The sequence below is a fragment of the Cellvibrio sp. ATLC23 genome (genome assembly GCF_057196725.1).
Map to the genome: position 1 here is coordinate 103613 of NZ_JBXUOS010000006.1, position 18737 is coordinate 122349.

Consider the following 18737-nt stretch of genomic DNA (forward strand, 5'->3'; position numbering starts at 1 on the left):
GCTAATTATTTCTCTTGCGTTTGCTGAAATGCCAGCTTCCTTTTGGTCAGTGCCGTTGCTTCATGTTCCAACGGATTTTCTGGCCAAGGGTGGCGCGGGTAGCGGCCGCGCATTTCTTTGCGTACCTCGGCATAGGCTTGCTGCCAAAAGGTTTGCAAATTGGTGGTAATGGCGAGTGGGCTGCCATTGGGTGAGAGCAGATGAATTTTTAACGGGATTTTTCCGCCGCCAAGCTGCAACTGCTCGCAGCCAAAAAACTCCTGCAATTTAGCCGAGATTTGCGCGCTGCCATCGCTGGTAAATTCAACACTGACATTGCGCCCACTGGGCAAGGCAATTTTTTCCGGCAGCAACTGCGCAATTTTTTGGCAGTGATCAAAACCCAGATAAAATTCCAACGCCTCTTGCAGCGGCAACTGCTCTAAACGTGTTGCTTCATTTAAAAACGGCAGCAGCCATTGCTGCAAATTACCAATCAGTGTTTCATCATCCAGCGCAGGCAAGTCGCATAACTGATGCTTTGCAACTAAACGTGCGCGCTCCAGCAATGCATGCGCTTTATCACTCCAGCCTAACTGCGCCATACCTTTTTCGTTAATTAGTTCGCGAATATGTTCCAGCAGCTTGGGGGCGATTTCGGCGGCAGGAACTATTTGCCATGCCTCATCAATAACCACACCACCCATCGACCAGCGGGTGTGTTCCTGCCAGCGCTGCTGTTTAAACACCAGTGCCGTTTGCGCCTGGCTTAATTGCCGCTGTTGCCCTGCGGTTAATTGCACGGCGATGCCGACACCGGAATGGCTTTTGGGTTTGGTATTGATCAGCGGAAATACTGCCCAAGGCGATTCCAATTTGCCTTGTACATCTACACTCATGCCGGAATTTAACCGGTAGCGCCCCGACTCTTGTTTAAAACCTATGCGATCACTAAATGCGCGCGCGAGTAATAATGGTTCCAGCGGTGCCGCATTTTTTTGCAGCGCGAGCACACCGAGCCACCGCTTTTGCTGTTGCTGCCATTGGCGATTGCGCGCGAGTTCACGCGCGGCATCATCTAACAATGCAGAAAAATCTTGCTCTGCGCTCAATTCAAAATGCAGCGCGAGTGCAAGCAACAAGGCTTCATCGCCAATTGTTTTTTCATGCAGTAATAAAAACGCAGCGATGCGTGGATGAGTGCCGAGGGCGCTGACATTTTTTCCCTGCGCACTAATCTGCCCACTGGCGTCCAACAACTGCATTTTTTGCAACTGCTGCTCGGCAAAATTCAGCGCGAGCCGATTCGGCGCCTCCAGCCATGACAGTGAATTAGCCGGGCTGCCCCAGTGCGCAATACGCAGCGCCAGCGGTAAATAATCCGTCGCGCGAATTTCCGGCATATCTGCTGCGGCGAGCGGCTGATCTTGCGACCAGAGGCGAATGCAATGCCCTGCCTGCACTCGCCCCGCGCGACCACGGCGCTGTTCAGCGCTGGCCATGCTAATGCGCGACGTGCGCAAGCGCGTAATACCTGTGCGCTGTTCGTAATCGGCGCGGCGCGCCAAGCCTGAATCCATCACCAGTGTTACATCGGCAATGGTGAGTGATGTCTCGGCAATATTGGTCGCCAAAATTAAACGCGCACCTTGCGCCGGATCTAACGCTGCGGTTTGTTCAGTGGATGGCACGCGACTGTGCAAACGAAATAACTTGTGTGTGGGAAATTTTTGTGCGAGGAGCCCAGCGCAATTCTCTATTTCGCGCCAGCCGGGCAAAAACACCAATACACTTGTCGTTTGCCACTCGGGATGGGTCAGCAGCGCGCGCAGCAATTGTTCTTCAATTTTTTCAGCATTCGCTGGGTGATTGCCAGTGGAATTTTGTTTGGCAGGTTGATACTGGGTAGTGACCGGAAAACAGCGGCCCGGTGCAAATAGGCGATTGCTAATTTGCTGTTGCAATGCCGGGTCAGGTGTTGCACTCATCAACACCAGTTGCAAATCATCGCGCAGAATTTGCACCTCTTGCAAAAATGCCCAGGCCATATCCTGATTCACACTGCGCTCGTGAATTTCATCGAGCATTACACAGGCAACACCATCGAGTGTGGGGTTTTGCAATAGATGTTGCAGCAATACCCCTGGGGTCATTAATACCAAACGCGTCTCGCTACTCATGCGCGAGTCGTAAGGCACTTGATAGCCAACTTGCTGCCCCGGTTTTTCGTTCAGCAACTGTGCCAAGCGCTGGGCCAAGGCCTGCGCCGCTAATACACGCGGTTGCACCACCCAGACCTGCTGCCCCGCTGGCACCTGTGCCAAAACCCACAGCGGCGCGAGGGTTGATTTACCCGCGCCGGGTTCTGCTTCTAACAAGAGCGGAGTGTTTTGCAGTGCGGCGATAAAATCATCGTGAAGCGCACTCAGTGGTAAATCGGGCAACTGCATAAAAAATCCAAATGAAAAAAATCACGCAACAAAATCAAAAAAATTAGCGAAAATAATGCACCAGACTAATACCGGCCGACAGGTTCCGCCCCAAGGCGGGTTCAAATGCGCGACCATTGGACTGATTGACGATCACTGAACCCACATAGGTTTCATCGCTTAAGTTAGCCAATTTTAACCACCAATTAAATTGCAGCGAGTTTGCAGAATAAGCGCCGCGCGCACTCAGATCCAGAGTGTAAAAATCCGGAGCGTAAACCTGATTATTATCGGCGCTGTAAATACGCGAACGCTGTTGCGCACTCAACTCTAACTGCAGCACATCCGTTGCAAACGGCAGCCATTGTACACTGAGCTGGTATTGCTCTCGCGCTACACCGGGCAATTGCTTGCCATTCCACTCACCGGCAGAATAAACCGCACTGAGCGATTGCAGACTGAACTGCATCCGCAGGTTTGCGTTCAGTGCGTAACGGCCAAATAATTCATAACCCTTGCGCTCGGTTTCCGCTGCGTTGCGATAACTGGTGCGACCGCCCACCGATTGATCCACCACAATTTCGTTTTCAGTTGCGATAATAAATTGCGTCAAATTCAGCTCAAAAAATTCATCTCTCTGATAAACAATGCCCCACTCCTGTTGGCGATTAAGCGCAGCTTGCAGATCGACATTCAAACCGGTCGCATCGGATTTATAAGCCATCTCCGTGAGTGTAGGTGTTTCATAACCGCGCCCACTGCTGGCAAATAATGCCCATGCAGGCGTGAAGCTATAATGCGCACCGATTGCAAACGAATCTTCACTGTATTGTCGCGCACCGGAATCATCGGGGTTGCTCGCAAGATTATTGTTGGCACCAGTCACGGGAGGAACAATAAAATAATCTGTTACCGCAAAATCCAACTGCGAATGGCGAGCGCCGCTATAGAGCATAAATTTTTCGCTGGGATGCAGTTGAATTAATGAATAAATATCGCGGCTGTTAACCTCGCCAGCTTCATCGCGGCGCAGTTCACCCGCAATACCGCGTTCATTAACATAACCACGGCGATCATCTTGCATTTGCGCAAACTCTGCGCCCACACTGATATCAGTAGGCACATTAAATAATTGCAAACTATGGGTGAGTGTTGCGTTTGCGCCGGAAAAATCCCGCTGCAAATCCACTATCCCGCCGCTGCCAGTAATAGCATCACCGGCAAAACCTAAATATTGGGTAATCGCACGTTCGCCCTGCCACAGGCCGGTTTGCCAACGTGTTGCACCAGTATTGTCGCGCAGGCTAATCGAGTTTTGTTGATGGGCAACACTTTTGCGCGTGTTGTAAATTTCAGCAATGGGATTTATTTGGGTCGGATTACTGCGCCATTGTTCGGCAGTTAAACCGAGTGGATCCTGCAGTAGCGGATCATCGCTAGCATCGTGTTTGATAATAAGGTCGAGATCATTGTCCGTGGTGTAAAACAATTGCAGCGCAGTTTGCTTTCGCTCTGCGCGGGAATGGGGGCGTTCGCCATCAATATTAGTCGTGGCAACTTGTGCGCGCATAGCGACATTATCATTGCGCCATTCACCACTCAAAATATGACGCGCAAGCCCGGGGTCACCGCCAATAAGACTTACACCAACATTGCTTGTATCGGGTGCGGCTGTTTGTAGCGCAATCACACCACCAGCACCATTGCCATAGAGTGCCGCCATTGGTCCGCGCAATACTTGTACGCTGGCGATATTGTCGAGCATCACACTCGCCAATTGCCCTTGGCCATCGGGTGTTGATAGGGGAATGCCATCGACCTGCAGATCAATTCCGCGCACACCAAATGCGGAGCGAGCGCCGAAGCCGCGCAAACTGATGCGCGTATCCTGCGCATAATTGCTGCGCGAATCCACTTGCACGCTGGGAATAGTGCGCAACAGTTCGGCGGAATCGAGACGCGCGCCTGCGGCAAAATCTTGCGCTGTTTTTTTGACCAGGTGGCGCTTTAATAGCGCATCGGAAGATCGCTCACCCGATACCACCAAGGTCTCCAGCAATTCTGGCGCAGTCTGCGCATGCAAAACATTGGCATGAATAAGTAATAAGGCACTGGTTAAAAATAGATGCAGATGGGTACACAAATAATTCATATATATCCAAAAAAGGGGAAAAGTGCTGGTCAGCCAAGGTGGAAAGCGAACTATTCTGCTAAAAACACAGCAAAGTCTCATTAAATAAAACCAATTTTTACAGTCATGGATATCTAGCCTGTTATTTGGCAAACAGGCTCTATACTCAGAAGTAAACATCAGGAAGCTTTTATGCAACAAGAATTCCGCAATCAGCTGGAGCGGCTGCGCCAACAGTTCGCCGCAAGCTTACCCGAGCGGGCGCATCGCTTGGAAGAAATCTGGAGCCACTTGCGTCACCTTAACTGGAGCGCGCAAGGTATTGCCGCGCTGCAACAATTTGCACACAAACTGGTTGAAGCAGGTACTAGCTTTGGTTTTCCTGATTTGTGTCAGGCTGCGTTGCAGTTGGAGAATTTCATTATCGAGTTAAACGAACTAGGGCGCAGTTTTGGCGGTTTGGAATACGTACAGCTGGAAGATCATGTCGAACACCTGAGCCAAACAATGGCTGCTACCGCTGGTGGCAAAGCACTGCAGGCCCCACTCGCCTCGATCGCTATTAAAAATAGCGAGGAGACACAGGGGAAAACCATTTTTTTAATTGATCCAGACCGAATCCTCGCGGCGCTTTGCAGTGCCTATTTGCGCAACGCTGGATTTGCGGTGGAGTATTTCGACAATCCGCAAACCTGTATGCAGCAACTCTATGTAGATTCTCCTGCTGCCATTTTGATGGATCCGGATTTTGAGCATGCTGGCATGCAGGCGTTGGGCAGCCTACATCAAATCAAATCACTACTCACCGGGAATACACCCATCCTGCTGATGTCCGGTCGTACCGACGTCAATGCCAAGTTGCGTGCGCTGCGCGCTGGCAGCAACGATTACCTGACCAAACCACTCGATTTTAATTCTTTAGTCGAGAAGTTGATCAACATCATCACGCTTAACACCAAAACCCAACAGGTAATGATTGTTGACGACGATCCCGCCATGACCAGTTTGCAAGCTGAAATTTTGCGGCACGCAGGAATGGAGGTGCTCAGCCTCAACAAACCACTCCACAGTTTGCAGCAGGCCGCCAAATTCAACCCCGATTTGGTTATTTTGGATATGCACATGCCTGATATTAATGGCATGGAGCTCGCCGTACTGCTGCGACAGGATCCTGCGTTTTTGTTATTGCCCATTATTTTTGTCACCGCGGATACCGATACCCATTTGCACAAAAGTATCAAAGCGCTCGGCGTCAATGCCCTGCTGACCAAACCTTTTGAGGCTGCCGAGCTGATCAACGTGTGCGAACAGGCACTCGCCGATACCTTCGCCTTGAAAAATCGCGTCGCGCGAGTAACCCGTCAGGCGCAGCAGCCGCAACAGATCAACCGCAGCTATTTTTTTAGTGCGCTGGAAGATGAATTACAAAACAACAGTTTGGGCAATCAAAATAGTGCGCTCTACTATTTCAGTATCGATAAGCTGGAAGAGCTAAGCCAACAATTAGGACAAGTTGAGCTGCTTGATTTACACGATCAATTTTGTCACCGCCTCAACGAAACGGCAGGCAGTGATGAGCAGTGGATTGATTTATCCCCTATGGTTGCCTGCGTACTGGCTGGCAAACGCAGCGTAGAATTTCATCGCCAGCGCGGCGAGCAATTTATCAAACATCTGAGCAGCCAAACCTATAGCATCAAAGGGAAATCGCTCAATCTAGAGTTTAAGCTGGGGATAGCCTTTTTAGAGCACTCCCTGGGTACGGCCAACAATGCACTCTTGCGTGCCGAACAAGCATTTGAGGAAAGCGTTCACGGCACACCAGCCAACAGCGCTACGGCTGTCAGCGAGAAAAACCTGCCTGACTTTACCCAGATTGTGTTCAGCCGCGATCTGACTCTCGCGTTCCAACCCATTATTAGCTTGGAAGATGCACACATTGAACACTTCGCAGTGCTCACCCGCCTGCGCGGTGAAGATGGCGAACCCATAGCCGCCGGGCAATTTTTAAACCGCCTTACCCAGCCAGGTAAACGACTGGAGTTGGATCGCTGGGCATTACAGCAAGCGGTGAGCGCAATTGCCGGAGACAGCAATACCCGCGAACAGGCAACCCTATTTATTCATCTGGCCGAGGAAACCCTGCAACAGAGCGCCTTTTTTTCCTTTGCCGCCAATGTGCTGCGCTCATCGCGCTTACGGGGTGAGGAGCGATTGGTATTTATGTTGGAAGAAAACTGGATCATTAACCACTTCCATCAAGCACGTGAAATCGCTAAGGCGTTACGCGATATTCACTGCGGTATTTGTATTACCCGCGCGGGAGAGAATGAGCAAATTTTGTCGCTACTAGAAGATCTGACATTTAACTACATGCGCCTCTCACCCAAACTCACGAGCGATACCAGCAACCCCAAATTATTGGAGCGATTAATCACCTCAGCCACCGGTCGCGGCATCAAAGTAATCGCCACGCAAATTGAAAACTCGCACAACCTTTCCAGTCTGTGGATGCAAGGTGTGCGCTTATTCGAAGGTTTTTTTATCCAGCCGCCAGATAGCGCCTTTCATCTGCAAAACGACATTATTTTTGCCAAAGAGTTTGTACAGGGCAGCAGCTTTAACTCGTCGCAATAGGCGTAAAACCAGCCCAAATTTGCCAATAATCGCAATAACTTATATATTTACTGCCTGTTTTTTGCCGCGTACAGACTGGACTCCAGCAATGTCCCATCGGCAGCAAGTGCTGATGCAGCAAAACAGCTCTGATTAACGCTCCCTGATCAACGACTCGTAAGCCTGTCACTGATGGGCTTTGGCGGATTGTTTTTTTCACACAAGACACTTTTTATTATTAACGCTGCGCGTTATTTTTTGGAGAACAGCATGTCCACGCTCATGAATACTTATGGCACCAGAACCCTGACCCTGACCAAGGGCGAGGGCAGCCGAGTATGGGATGACAGTGGCAAATCCTATCTCGATGCGATCAGCGGTATTGCCGTGTGTGGTCTCGGCTACTCACACCCCGCTGTTACCAAAGCCTTGAGCGAACAAGCGGCAACCCTGTTGCACGTCTCCAACTTATACAATATTCCCCAGCAGCAGCATTTGGCCGATCTGCTGATTCAGGTATCGGGCATGGAAAAAGTGTTCTTTTCCAACTCCGGCGCCGAAGCCAACGAAGCCGCCATCAAAATCGCCCGTAAATATGGCAATGATAAGGGCGTAAAGAACCCTACCATTATTGTGATGGCCAACAGTTTCCACGGCAGAACCATGGCGACCCTCACCGCTACCGGCAATACCAAAGTGCAAATCGGTTTTGAGCCATTGGTAGAAGGTTTTATCCGTGTACCCTATGACGATGTAGCCGCCGTGAAAGCCGCTATAGCCGAGCACAGCAATATAGTCGCCATTCTGGTGGAACCCGTGCAAGGTGAAGGTGGTGTGCGGGTTCCTGCTGCTGATTATCTGAACCAACTGCGCACTATCGCCGATCAGCATGATCTGCTGTTGATGCTCGATGAGATCCAGACAGGCAATGGCCGTACCGGTACTTTTTTCGCCTATCAACACAATGATTTACTGCCCGATGTAGTCACCACTGCAAAAGGCTTGGGCAATGGCATGCCGATTGGCGCCTGCCTCGCGCGCGGAAAAGCAGCTGAAGTGCTGCAACCGGGCAATCATGGCACTACCTTTGGTGGCAACCCGCTTGCCTGTAGCGCTGGCATTGCAGTCATTGAAACCCTGCAATCATCCAATTTAATTGCGCGGGTAAAAGTGTTGGGCGATAAATTACTGGCCGACTTTAAAGCCGCTTTGGCGGGCAATGCCAAGCTGACCGATATACGTGGCAAGGGTTTAATGATTGGCATCGAGCTCAATGCGCCCTGCCCTGAGCTGATTCAGAAAGGCCGCGATTTGGGTATATTGATTAACGTGACCGCCGTCAACACTATTCGTTTACTGCCGACCTTTATCCTCTCCGACGCCGAAGCCGATGAGCTGGTCAGTAAAGTCGTGCAATTAGTTAACGAGTTTTAACCTTTAGTTACTGAGTATTAAATAGGCGCGCGCATAAGGCGCGCGCTGCAATAAAAGAGCAATGATTATGGTTCCCCCAAAGGCACCGAGACATTTTCTAACCCTCGCTGATATTAACCGCGCCGAACTGCAACAAATTATTGCACGCGCCATCGAACTCAAAGCCATGTTGCGTCAGGGCACTGCCCCTGAACCGTTTAACAACAAAGTACTGGCAATGATTTTTGAGAAAAACTCCACCCGCACCCGCGTTTCATTCGAATCCGGTATGGCGAAGCTGGGTGGCCATGCGATCTTTTTGTCCACCAAAGACTCCCAGCTCGGTCGCGGCGAGCCTATCGAAGACGCTGCGCGCTGTATTGCCAGCATGGTCGATATGGTGATGATCCGCACCTACGCACACAGCACCGTTGAGCGCTTCGCGGAATATTCACGCGTACCGGTGATCAACGGCCTGACCGATGAGTATCACCCCTGCCAGCTGCTGGCCGACATTCAAACCTATGTTGAAAAACGCGGATCGCTCGCGGGCAAAACCGTCGCCTGGGTGGGTGATGGCAACAATATGTGCAACACCTATATTGAAGCCGCCGAGCTGTGTGACTTTGAATTGCGTATCGCCACCCCAAAAGGTTTTGAACCGGAAGATGAATTTGTCACTCCCTATCAAGATCGTGTCAACCTGAGCAATGACCCGCGCGCAGCGGTCGCCGGCGCTGACCTGGTTGTCACCGATACCTGGGCCTCTATGGGTCAGGAAGATGAAAAGAAACAGCGCGAAAAGATCTTCAGCGGTTATCAGGTCAACAAAGAACTGATGAACCTAGCCAAAGCCGATGCGCTCTTTATGCACTGCTTGCCCGCCTATCGCGGTAAAGAAGTGACTGCAGAAATCCTCGATGCACCCGATGCAGTAATATGGGAAGAAGCTGAGAACCGGATGCACGCACAAAATGCGCTGATGGAGTTTCTGTTTAACCAATGAATTCCGGTAACAGCCGATAATTCAACACAAAAAAGCAAAACCCGCTAATTCAACAGAATTAGCGGGTTTTTTATTGAGCACCAAATTAACCCGCCACATAGACAACGTTGTCCGATAATGCACCAGCGAGAAACAAGCGAAAATACCAAAAAAATACACGCGGTAACACTTTTTATTTAAAACGCCCCAAAATAATGCTTTTAATAACTTTAAGAGATTTAAAAAATATCTGTTATTCTATATATGAATAAAAATGATTAAATTCGCCGTTTTTGTGAAAAAACAGTCTTAAAATTCGTAACAAAAGGTAACATTTAAAAATGTTAGATGCCTATAATCACCTCGTTGGTACAGTTAAACATTCTGATTAATCTTACTTCCTGAGGGTTCCATCATGTCAAAATCATTCGTATCTAAAGCTATTGCTGTTGTTTCATTTGCCAGCCTGTCAACGTTGTCTGTTATGGCGAATGCAGAAGCATTTGCATCCTACAAAGAAGTTCCTGGTGTTGTGACTAAAGTGAACGCAGCTGAAAGCACTATCACCATCAAAACTGAAGATGGCGCCACCAAAACCTTCAACGTGATCAAGGGCGCTAAAGTAGCCACAGAAAAAGGCCGCACCATGTCATTGGGTTCATTAGGTAAAGGCGACACTGTTGTATTGAAAAACCGTGTTTCTTCTCCAATTGCCAGTGAAGCCAAAGCACAAGTATTGTCGGCTAATCAATAATTCAGCGCTGATATCAACTATAAAAAACTTTGACCACTGCAATGAGCCCCGAATGGGGCTTATTGTTTTTGGGCGAATTAAAAATACCTGTCGCACTACATTACATAACAACTAATTCTTGATACTGCATACGTATTCAAACTATTAATCCAAACCATTTACCGTATTCTGCCGCCGGAAGTTGTTGTTACATGCGTTGCATGCATACAAACCTAATAAAGATAATCATCAAAACTTCGGTAAATCACTATGAAAACACTCCCCAAACTGTTGTTTGCTTTTTTGTTATACCCGTTAATTTCCACCCCTGTTATCGCACAGACAACCTTTGTGCATTTGTTTGAATGGCAATGGAATGATATTGCATCCGAATGCGAAAACTTTCTCGGTCCAAAAGGTTATGCTGCAGTACAAGTATCACCGCCGCAAAAATCAGTTGCCGGAAGTTTTTGGTGGACGCGCTATCAGCCAGTGAGTTACGCCATAGAAGGGCGCTCAGGTACACGTGCTGAATTTGCCAGCATGGTTGCACGCTGCAAAGCAGTCGGTGTTGATATTTATGTCGATGCCGTCATCAACCATATGTCTGCGGGCAACCGTAATTTTCCCGAAGTGCCTTTTGCCGCGAATGATTTTCACACTTGCACCGGCCCTATTAATTACAGCAATAGATGGCAGGTACAAAATTGCGATTTGGTTGGCTTAAATGATTTAAAAACTGAATCAGATTATGTGCGTGGAAAAATCGCGGCTTACTTAAATGATTTATCGAGCATGGGTGTAGCCGGATTTCGTATCGATGCCGCCAAACATATGCCCAGTGCCGATATCGCCAATATCGTCAGCCGTTTAAATGGCTCGCCCTATATTTTTCAAGAAGTAATCGGTGCGGCCAATGAGCCTATTACGCCAGCTGAATATACTTACATAGGCGATGTTACCGAATTTAATTTCACCAATACGATTGGCACTTATTTTAAAGGCCGTGCGCCGTTAAAGGATTTACGCAATATAGGCGTATGGGGTGGCTGGTTAGCAAGCAGTGATGCCGTAGTATTTGTTGCCAATCACGATAACCAGCGGCAGAACACCAGTAACACTGTGACCCACAAAGACGGTATGAATGTGAATAACATCGCGCATGTTTTCACCCTCGCCTTCCCCTATGGCTATCCGAAAGTGATGTCCAGTTACAATTGGAACGATCACGATCAAGGCCCGCCAACCAGTGGCGCAAGTGCGTGTAATAACGGTTGGTTATGTGAACACCGCAACCGCGAAATCGCCAATATGGTGGGCTTTCGTAACGCAACAAAAGATGCATTTTATTTATCGAACTGGTGGGATAACGGCAGCAATCAAATTGCATTTGGTCGCGGCAGCCTCGGTTTTGTTGTCATCAATGGCCAAAACGACAGCATGAATGTCACCCTGCAAACAGGTTTGGCTGCAGGTAGTTATTGCAACATAATCAGCGGTGATTTTGTCAATGGTGCCTGCACCGGCGCAAGTATTACCGTTGCTGCCAATGGCACCGCTACATTCAATGTTGCAGGCAAAAGTGCTGCTGCTATTCATGTGCAAGCAAAAAATGGCGGCGTAGTTGGCAACAACTGTGTGTATTCTTCAATGAAATTGCGCGGCACATTTAATAATTGGGCAAGCGCTGATATGTCCTGCACTACTGGCACCTGGGTTGGCACTGCAACATTTTCCGGTACTAGCACCGGCCGCTTTAAATTTGATGCTTACGGCAACTGGGTTAACAACTGGGGCAATAACAACAATGATTTTATTGCCGATGCCAGCGGTAACGATATTCTTGTTGCCACTCCAGGCACTTACACCATCAGCTTTAACGATGCGAGCTTGCAATACGCGATTACACCAAACAACACCAGCAGCTCCGCAGCAAGTTCTATTAGCAGTGTTTCAAGCATTGCATCCAGTTCCGCAGCAGCCACTGTCAGCGTGAATTTCACCTGCAAGAATGGCACTACTTATTCAGGGCAAAGCGTGTACGTGGTGGGCAACAATACTGCATTGGGTAATTGGGCAACCGGTGCCGCAGTTAAGTTAAACCCGACGAGTTATCCAACCTGGACAGGCACCATTCAATTGCCCGCCAATACGGCAGTTCAATGGAAATGTTTAAAGCGCGAAGAAAATAATCCGGCTGCTGGTGTCGTCTGGCAGAGCGGCAGTAACAATACACTCAACACCGGAAGTGCGAGCAACACGCAGGGAACCTTTTAACTGCGTACTAAACGCTGTTTAACAACGGCGACATCAAAAAAATTAAACCAAGTCAAGGCGACTGAATAATTCAGTCGCCTTTTTTATAAAACGAAAGTCACACCGTCAAATTAATTTCTTGCACCACACCCACTTTGCCATCTTCGGTTAAATAAATGCCGGAGTTTGCCACTTCACCGAGCGAATTATTTTGTGGATCTTTTAATTGAAACGGTGATGACACATGGCCGAGAAAAATCGCGCCGATATTTTTATCACCCAGCGCCGCTAATTGCGTCGAGCCATCTTCATTGATCATCCAGATACGCAACTGCTGATAAATGCTATCGCCTTCATCGATAAAATGATTGCCATCTTCATCGTATGCCGCCAGCTCGGCAAAACCGCGACCACTGCTGGGGCCAAATAATTCACTGCCGTTATTGATGTTGCCATCGCCATTGCGATCCAGCGCCAAATAACCGCTGCCGGGGCGCAGGCTAGCAATTTGCTCGGTAGTGCCGTCATTATCCAAATCAAACGCAAAACGGGTCTGGCTCAGGGATGCACCCAGCCCATCAAAATTAATCACCAAGGGGTCGACTTTTTTGCTGCCCGCTTCAATGGTGATATTGGACTCTTGCACAAATTCGCGGCTCATGTTCATTGCGACAGTGAAATCGATTTCACGGCCATCGGCACTACGCACTCGCCCTACCGCCTGAAAACGCATGGACTCCTGCTCCTGATATCGTTCATGCCGTTGATAGATTAAACCGGGGCCGGCACTGCGCGCGGTAACTGCCTGCGCAGGTGGGGATGAATCTACGCTCAAGGTTTGCGTTTTGCTTTCCCGGCCAACTTGAAGATCGGCCGGAGTACTCATATGCAGATCTTTGCCGGTGATGGATTTATACATCGCCTCAATAATCATCTTATTCAAGCGATCACGGGAATCCATTGGCGTGCTTAGATCCAGCTGCTCTGCTCGGCGATGCATCGCCAGTAAAGAACCAGCGCGCGATAAATCCACCTCTACGTCAGGCGTTTCTGGTAGCTCCGCCTTAACGGGAGCAGGACGCTCCGGTTGATCAAACCAAAACTCCAAATGCTCTGTAACACTCTGTTGTTCGCGATAATCCCGCTGTGCAGCCATGCCAATCAAGGCGTTAGAAATAATCATAATGCCGTCCGTCTTTATCAAAACCAAAGAAGAGCCCCATACAAAAGAGTGAGGGCTAATCTCTATAGCGGCAAAAGCGTTGTTTTTTTGAGCGGAATTTATCGGAAAAATTAGGCGGGTTGGTTATGAGCGGGAATCGCCTCACCACTGGAATTGTATAGACGGTTAATTGCGCGCAAGCGCCAGTTGGTTTTTATAACGCTGATGCAGGATGTTTACACGAAATACGTAGGTTTTGGTTTCTTTGTAAGGCGGCACACCGCGATACTTTTCTACAGCACCCGGCCCGGCATTGTAAGCGGCGGTCGCCATAGTAATACTGCCGTCAAAACGCTCCAGCATGCGCGCCAAATATTTCACTCCACCATCGATATTCTGTGCTGCATCAGAGGCATTGCTTACCCCCATATCTTTTGCCGTTCCGGGCATCAATTGCATCAACCCCATAGCGCCCTTGCGTGAGCGTGCCAGCGGATTGAAATTGGATTCGGCGTGAATAATCGCGCGCACCAATGAGGGATCAACTCCGTACCTGCTCGCAGCTTGAGTAATCAAATAGGTAAATTCAGTCAGGTAGAGTTTGGTACCGCGCCAATCCACCCGCGACAAAGGATTACAGGCATAACAGGAGTTGTACACAATCACTTCGTAAGCCGCTTTTTTGGGCTGACGGTCTGAGTAGGCGACAGTGCCGCCTTTCTGATATTTAAAAAAAGTAAAGGGTTGCACGGACTTTTTGCTCGCCGCAGCCTCCGCCGCTAATCGCTCTTGCTCCTTGCGCGCTTTTTCTTCGGCGGCAGTTTTTTCTGCAATGCGCCGGACATGGGCTTCAAAATCCGCAAGGCTGGACTCTTGGGCAGTATCCTCAGCTGTGGTGTTAACTGCATCTACCGCCCATACGCCCGCGCTGGACAAAGCCAGAATCAGGGAAGCAGATGACAACCAAACTCTATACACAACAGACACCATCACCAAGAACTGGGCAGACAAGACCACAATAAATCTGGCCGGGAGATTGAGTGTAGCCCAATAAACGGGATGCTTTTGTCACCAAAATCCATTTTCGTGACTTAATCCAACTTCTCAGCCCATCTCAAATCAGGATTCAAGCCATACATCACGCACCCAGTGCCAAACCGAGGGCCAAGTCTCATCGGTCAATTCACCATCGCGCCAGAACACCACTTCTCCGTCTTGCTCGACACAATAGTAAGTGCCATTGACTTCACACAGCGGCATTAAATAGCGCGGCACGCCCTGTTCCCAGGCCACTGCCGTCACTTCAGGTAAATAGGTATGTGAATAGGGGTCAGCAGCGGTAACTGGCTCGATGGAACCGTACACCACATCGCTCGCTTCCAGTAAAAAGGTGCGCATTTCACGGGGGATTGGCAATAACAATTCTTCTTCAATTTCGACCAGCCGATCTTCATCGGGCAATTCCAGCGGCACTGGCACCATTTCATTGTGATCACGCAGCAACTCAAGAACTTCATCGATATCGGAATTGGAACCGGACATAACATAACCTGAAGATGACAAAGGGAGGGGGAATATAGCCCGAAGCGATTCTTGATAACAAGAACTTAGCATTAATCCAACTGACTCACGTGGCGATTAAGCGGCATCTACACTAAGGTTTATTAGATATTTCGCTACCCAGTCGCTATCCTCCAGCGCAGCCGCTGCGCGCCACACGGAACCCTGTTATGTACACCCGTATTTTTGATCGATCAATACTAACCGGATTATTTATTGCACTTGCACTGCTACAACTTCCGCTTAGCGCGCATGCACAAAACAGCCGCAGTGGCTTTTTGGATTTTAATGTCTACCCCTATTTATCCGATGTCGATGACGACAGCGTAGCCACCATCAATGCCGCCGCGCAATTGCCCAATCGCTTTGAATATTTCAGTCTGACCAATTTTGGCAATCAAAAAACAGCGGATGAATTGAGCGATACCACGACCTATTACACCGAACAAAATGTGCGCTGGCGGATCAGCGAACAATCGCCATTGGATTTAACGCTGCAAATGAATTTTAGAACCGGTGTCGACAATGATCGCCACCGTTTAGGCGTGCGCTGGCGCTTAAACGACAGTGCGTATTTAAAAACATTATTTGAGCGCATGAATTTAAAATATGCGATCAATGCTCATGTAATTCAATTTGACGATCAACCGGGAAATGCCTGGCAACTTGAACACAGCTTTATGATGAAATTCCCCTGGTTATCACCACGTTTATATCTCGCCGGTTTTATTGATCACACCTTTGGCGAAACACTTGCGGGTAACATTCCTGATGACCCTGTAGTAGCCGAAGCACAACTAGGGTTTAACATTATTGAGCAGCTTTATTTTGTTACTGAATACCGCATCAACCAATATCGCCGTTCCGACGTCAATAATCTCGCGGTGGGCATGCAATATAAAATTGTATGGTGATTACTATTGTCTCGCGAATGGTATTAGTGCGCATCAAACAGCGACATTTGGTTCTCCACCAATTGCCCTAGCGACTCATCCATAAAATGCAAAATACTGTCGGCGACGGGGGCGAGCTGTTTGGTCACATAATGTTGATAATCAAACGGGCTCTGGCGCAAGTTCATATCCACCTCATAGGAGCCAACCGGCTCCGGCCCATTAGTGGTAATCACATAACTGATCCAATCGCCACGGCGCAAACGCACACCAGTTAACTGCTCGTATTTGCGCGCTGCCTGCACATGGGGAGGCACATTTTTTTGGTATTCATGCAGATGACGGCGCAACCGCTTGCGATAAATCAATTCCACATCGCGTTTCCCCGCCAACACTTCAGCGTTAATCGCGCGCACAAAATCCAGATAATCTTCACCATCAAATACTTTGCGGTACAGCGTCATTTGAAATTCTTTGGCCAGCTGGGTCCAATCGGTACGCACATTTTCCAGCCCTTTAAACACCATATCGCGCTGACCATTCACCTCTATCAAACCCGCGTAACGTTTTTTAGTGCCTAATTCAGAGCCGCGAATAGTCGGCATTAAAAAACGCAGGTAATGGGTTTCGTATTGGATTTCCAAAGCACTTTTGATATTAAATTCAGCACGCAAGGTCTGCTGCCACCAGGCATTTAATTCTTTGGCTAAACGCGCGCCGATCTTATGGCACTGCTCCGGCGCCTTAGGCGTTTTACCCACGCAGTTATTTTCCAGCCAGACAAACAGTGAATCCGTATCGCCATAAATCACCGCATAGCCCTGTTGCTCAATCCAATCGCGGCTGCGCTGGATAATTTCGTGGCCACGCAGGGTGATGGAACTGCACACACGGGGATCAAAAAAGCGGCAGCCAGTAGAACCCAAGACACCGTAAAACGAATTCATAATAATTTTGATGGCGTGGGAGAGCGGCGCGTTTTTATGTTGCTTGGCACGATCGCGCGCCGCCGAAAGCTGCTCAATCACTGCCGGTAAGATATGCCCCTCGCGGGCAAAATAAGCCTCATTAAAGCCGGCCAGTGTTTCAGTTTCATCGAGCTGATTGTGCTGCGCTAACCAAAATGCACAAGGGTCAATTAAGAACGTGCGGATAATGCTCGGGTACAGACTTTTAAAATCCAGTACCAATACATTGTCATAAATACCGGGGCGGGAATTCATCACATAGCCGCCGGGGCTGATAACATCAGATTCCAACTCGCCTAAATTGGGCGCGACATAACCGCGCCTATGCAAACGCGGCAAATACAAATATTCAAATGCCGCCACAGAGCCGCCGATACGATCCAACAACAAGCCCGTTAATTGACTGCGCTCCAGCGCAAAGGCAAGCAACTCTTGCTGGGCAAAAATTTTCCACACCAATTCACAGTCGTGCAGGTTGTATTCAGCCAGCGCTAGCTTATCGGTTTTAAACAACTGGGTAATATCACCGCCGCGATTACTGCCAGTAATTAATTTACTTTCGCCCAACAACTCCTGCGAAATATTTTGCAGTGAATAACTTGGAAATTGATGATTAGCCGCTTTAAGTAATTCGATACCGTCGAGCGCCACACGCCCCGGAATTACCACAAAACTGCGCCCGCCATCGCCTTCTTCATGGCGCCAGTGAATGGATTGATTAGCGCGACCTAACTGCAGTTCCATTTTTAAGCGCTGGCAAATATTTTCCAACACCAACAAATCAAACTGCACCAGATTCCATCCGATCAAAATATCGGGATCGACCTGTTGCAGAAATACAAAAAATTGCTGCAAACAAGATTTTTCATCTGCACAAAAAATCACCAGCTCCGTATCAGCGCCCTGCCCCACCATAAACACCCGCTTGCCCTGCTCACACCAAACGCCGATGGAATAGAGCTGTTTGGCATCCATAGAGGTTTCAATATCAAGCGAGAGCATGCGCAAAGCGGGTCGCCAGAGTGATTGTTCATCGGCCAACGGCGTAATGCGAGGGTTAAGCAGCGGCTGTGGTAGTCCAGCGGAATGAGTAGAGGCAGAGTGAACAGAGGGCGATTGATCCGGCAAACCCAACTGCGCACCTGCGGTTACAAACCGCTCCATCAAATAGCGCTCCGGCGGGCGAATATCGCTCTCCCAAAATGCAATCTCGTTCTGCCGAAAAATATCTTGTGCATCACGCGCAGTGCGGTGATTTTTAAAATAGAGCGCGTTAACCGGTTTATTCAGAAAGGTTTTTAATTCAACTTCCGCCATACGCCAGTGGCGCAAACGCTTAATCAACACCTGAATTTGCGCTGCATCTTCACGCAACACAAAAAACACTACCTCCTGCCCGGTCACCTGCGTCCAACAACTGCCGGTTTCTGTCGCCCACCACAAATCGAGCACAACCCCCTCACGGGTATCGCGCCATTGGCGGGTTAATAAAAAGACGTTGATCATAAAAGCACAGAAACTGGTTAATTAACCAGTATTATCCTGCATTAGAGGATGGGGATGCAATCGGGATTAAAAATGCAGAAATGAATGGGTGATGTTTTTATCTGGG

The 18737-nt window shown here is 48.9% G+C and carries 12 protein-coding genes; 6 read left to right on the top strand and 6 right to left on the bottom strand.

The features are described 5' to 3' along the window. Positions 1–5: 5 nt before the first annotated feature. Together hrpB and AC2CG4_RS11405 are read right to left on the bottom strand one after the other, a co-directional pair. Positions 6–2429 carry an ATP-dependent helicase HrpB gene (gene hrpB, locus AC2CG4_RS11400; RefSeq protein ID WP_484486369.1) on the bottom strand — a complete coding sequence of 808 codons (2424 nt, stop codon included), beginning with the start codon at positions 2427–2429 and terminating at the stop codon, positions 6–8. Between the two features lie 43 nt (positions 2430–2472). Next, on the bottom strand, positions 2473–4560 hold the full coding sequence (locus AC2CG4_RS11405; protein WP_484486370.1) for a TonB-dependent receptor family protein: 2088 nt from the start codon (positions 4558–4560) through the stop codon (positions 2473–2475). A 171-nt stretch (positions 4561–4731) separates the two neighbouring features. Between AC2CG4_RS11405 and AC2CG4_RS11410 the strand changes: the two genes are divergently transcribed. The 5 genes from AC2CG4_RS11410 to AC2CG4_RS11430 all read left to right on the top strand — a co-directional run bounded on the left by AC2CG4_RS11410 (position 4732) and on the right by AC2CG4_RS11430 (position 12563). Further along, positions 4732–7176 carry a response regulator gene (locus AC2CG4_RS11410; RefSeq protein ID WP_484486371.1) on the top strand — a complete coding sequence of 815 codons (2445 nt, stop codon included), beginning with the start codon at positions 4732–4734 and terminating at the stop codon, positions 7174–7176. A gap of 249 nt (positions 7177–7425) precedes the next feature. After that, entirely contained in the window at positions 7426–8589 is a 1164-nt protein-coding gene (locus AC2CG4_RS11415; protein WP_484486372.1) for an acetylornithine/succinylornithine family transaminase, read from the top strand. 67 nt (positions 8590–8656) lie between these two features. After that, on the top strand, positions 8657–9574 hold the full coding sequence (argF, locus tag AC2CG4_RS11420; protein WP_484486373.1) for an ornithine carbamoyltransferase: 918 nt from the start codon (positions 8657–8659) through the stop codon (positions 9572–9574). Positions 9575–9968: 394 nt separating this feature from the next. Continuing rightward, positions 9969–10307, top strand: coding sequence for a hypothetical protein (locus tag AC2CG4_RS11425; protein WP_484486374.1), 339 nt, complete (start codon positions 9969–9971; stop codon positions 10305–10307). A 249-nt stretch (positions 10308–10556) separates the two neighbouring features. Further along, positions 10557–12563 carry a carbohydrate-binding module family 20 domain-containing protein gene (locus AC2CG4_RS11430; protein WP_484486375.1) on the top strand — a complete coding sequence of 669 codons (2007 nt, stop codon included), beginning with the start codon at positions 10557–10559 and terminating at the stop codon, positions 12561–12563. Between the two features lie 97 nt (positions 12564–12660). Here AC2CG4_RS11430 and AC2CG4_RS11435 read toward each other — a convergent pair whose 3' ends face one another. The 3 genes from AC2CG4_RS11435 to AC2CG4_RS11445 all read right to left on the bottom strand — a co-directional run bounded on the left by AC2CG4_RS11435 (position 12661) and on the right by AC2CG4_RS11445 (position 15246). Beyond that, positions 12661–13725 carry a hypothetical protein gene (locus tag AC2CG4_RS11435; protein ID WP_484486376.1) on the bottom strand — a complete coding sequence of 355 codons (1065 nt, stop codon included), beginning with the start codon at positions 13723–13725 and terminating at the stop codon, positions 12661–12663. Between the two features lie 165 nt (positions 13726–13890). Next, positions 13891–14682, bottom strand: coding sequence for a lytic transglycosylase domain-containing protein (locus AC2CG4_RS11440; protein WP_484486377.1), 792 nt, complete (start codon positions 14680–14682; stop codon positions 13891–13893). A gap of 141 nt (positions 14683–14823) precedes the next feature. Next, on the bottom strand, positions 14824–15246 hold the full coding sequence (locus AC2CG4_RS11445; RefSeq protein WP_484486378.1) for an SMI1/KNR4 family protein: 423 nt from the start codon (positions 15244–15246) through the stop codon (positions 14824–14826). Between the two features lie 188 nt (positions 15247–15434). On the opposite strand from AC2CG4_RS11445, the gene AC2CG4_RS11450 reads away from it, so the two are divergent. Continuing rightward, positions 15435–16178, top strand: coding sequence for a hypothetical protein (locus AC2CG4_RS11450; RefSeq protein WP_484486379.1), 744 nt, complete (start codon positions 15435–15437; stop codon positions 16176–16178). A 23-nt stretch (positions 16179–16201) separates the two neighbouring features. Here AC2CG4_RS11450 and AC2CG4_RS11455 read toward each other — a convergent pair whose 3' ends face one another. Further along, positions 16202–18631 carry a DNA polymerase II gene (locus AC2CG4_RS11455; protein ID WP_484486380.1) on the bottom strand — a complete coding sequence of 810 codons (2430 nt, stop codon included), beginning with the start codon at positions 18629–18631 and terminating at the stop codon, positions 16202–16204. Between the last annotated feature and the right edge of the window lie 106 nt (positions 18632–18737).

Excerpts from the sequence above, each read along its gene's own strand:
- AC2CG4_RS11445 (WP_484486378.1), bottom strand. The coding sequence starts at position 15,246 with ATGTCCGGTTCCAATTCCGATATCGATGAAGTTCTTGAGTTGCTGCGT.
- AC2CG4_RS11430 (WP_484486375.1), top strand. The coding sequence starts at position 10,557 with ATGAAAACACTCCCCAAACTGTTGTTTGCTTTTTTGTTATACCCGTTA.
- AC2CG4_RS11455 (WP_484486380.1), bottom strand. The coding sequence starts at position 18,631 with ATGATCAACGTCTTTTTATTAACCCGCCAATGGCGCGATACCCGTGAG.
- argF (WP_484486373.1), top strand. The coding sequence starts at position 8,657 with ATGGTTCCCCCAAAGGCACCGAGACATTTTCTAACCCTCGCTGATATT.
- AC2CG4_RS11415 (WP_484486372.1), top strand. The coding sequence starts at position 7,426 with ATGTCCACGCTCATGAATACTTATGGCACCAGAACCCTGACCCTGACC.
- AC2CG4_RS11425 (WP_484486374.1), top strand. The coding sequence starts at position 9,969 with ATGTCAAAATCATTCGTATCTAAAGCTATTGCTGTTGTTTCATTTGCC.
- AC2CG4_RS11435 (WP_484486376.1), bottom strand. The coding sequence starts at position 13,725 with ATGATTATTTCTAACGCCTTGATTGGCATGGCTGCACAGCGGGATTAT.
- AC2CG4_RS11405 (WP_484486370.1), bottom strand. The coding sequence starts at position 4,560 with ATGAATTATTTGTGTACCCATCTGCATCTATTTTTAACCAGTGCCTTA.
- AC2CG4_RS11450 (WP_484486379.1), top strand. The coding sequence starts at position 15,435 with ATGTACACCCGTATTTTTGATCGATCAATACTAACCGGATTATTTATT.
- AC2CG4_RS11410 (WP_484486371.1), top strand. The coding sequence starts at position 4,732 with ATGCAACAAGAATTCCGCAATCAGCTGGAGCGGCTGCGCCAACAGTTC.
- hrpB (WP_484486369.1), bottom strand. The coding sequence starts at position 2,429 with ATGCAGTTGCCCGATTTACCACTGAGTGCGCTTCACGATGATTTTATC.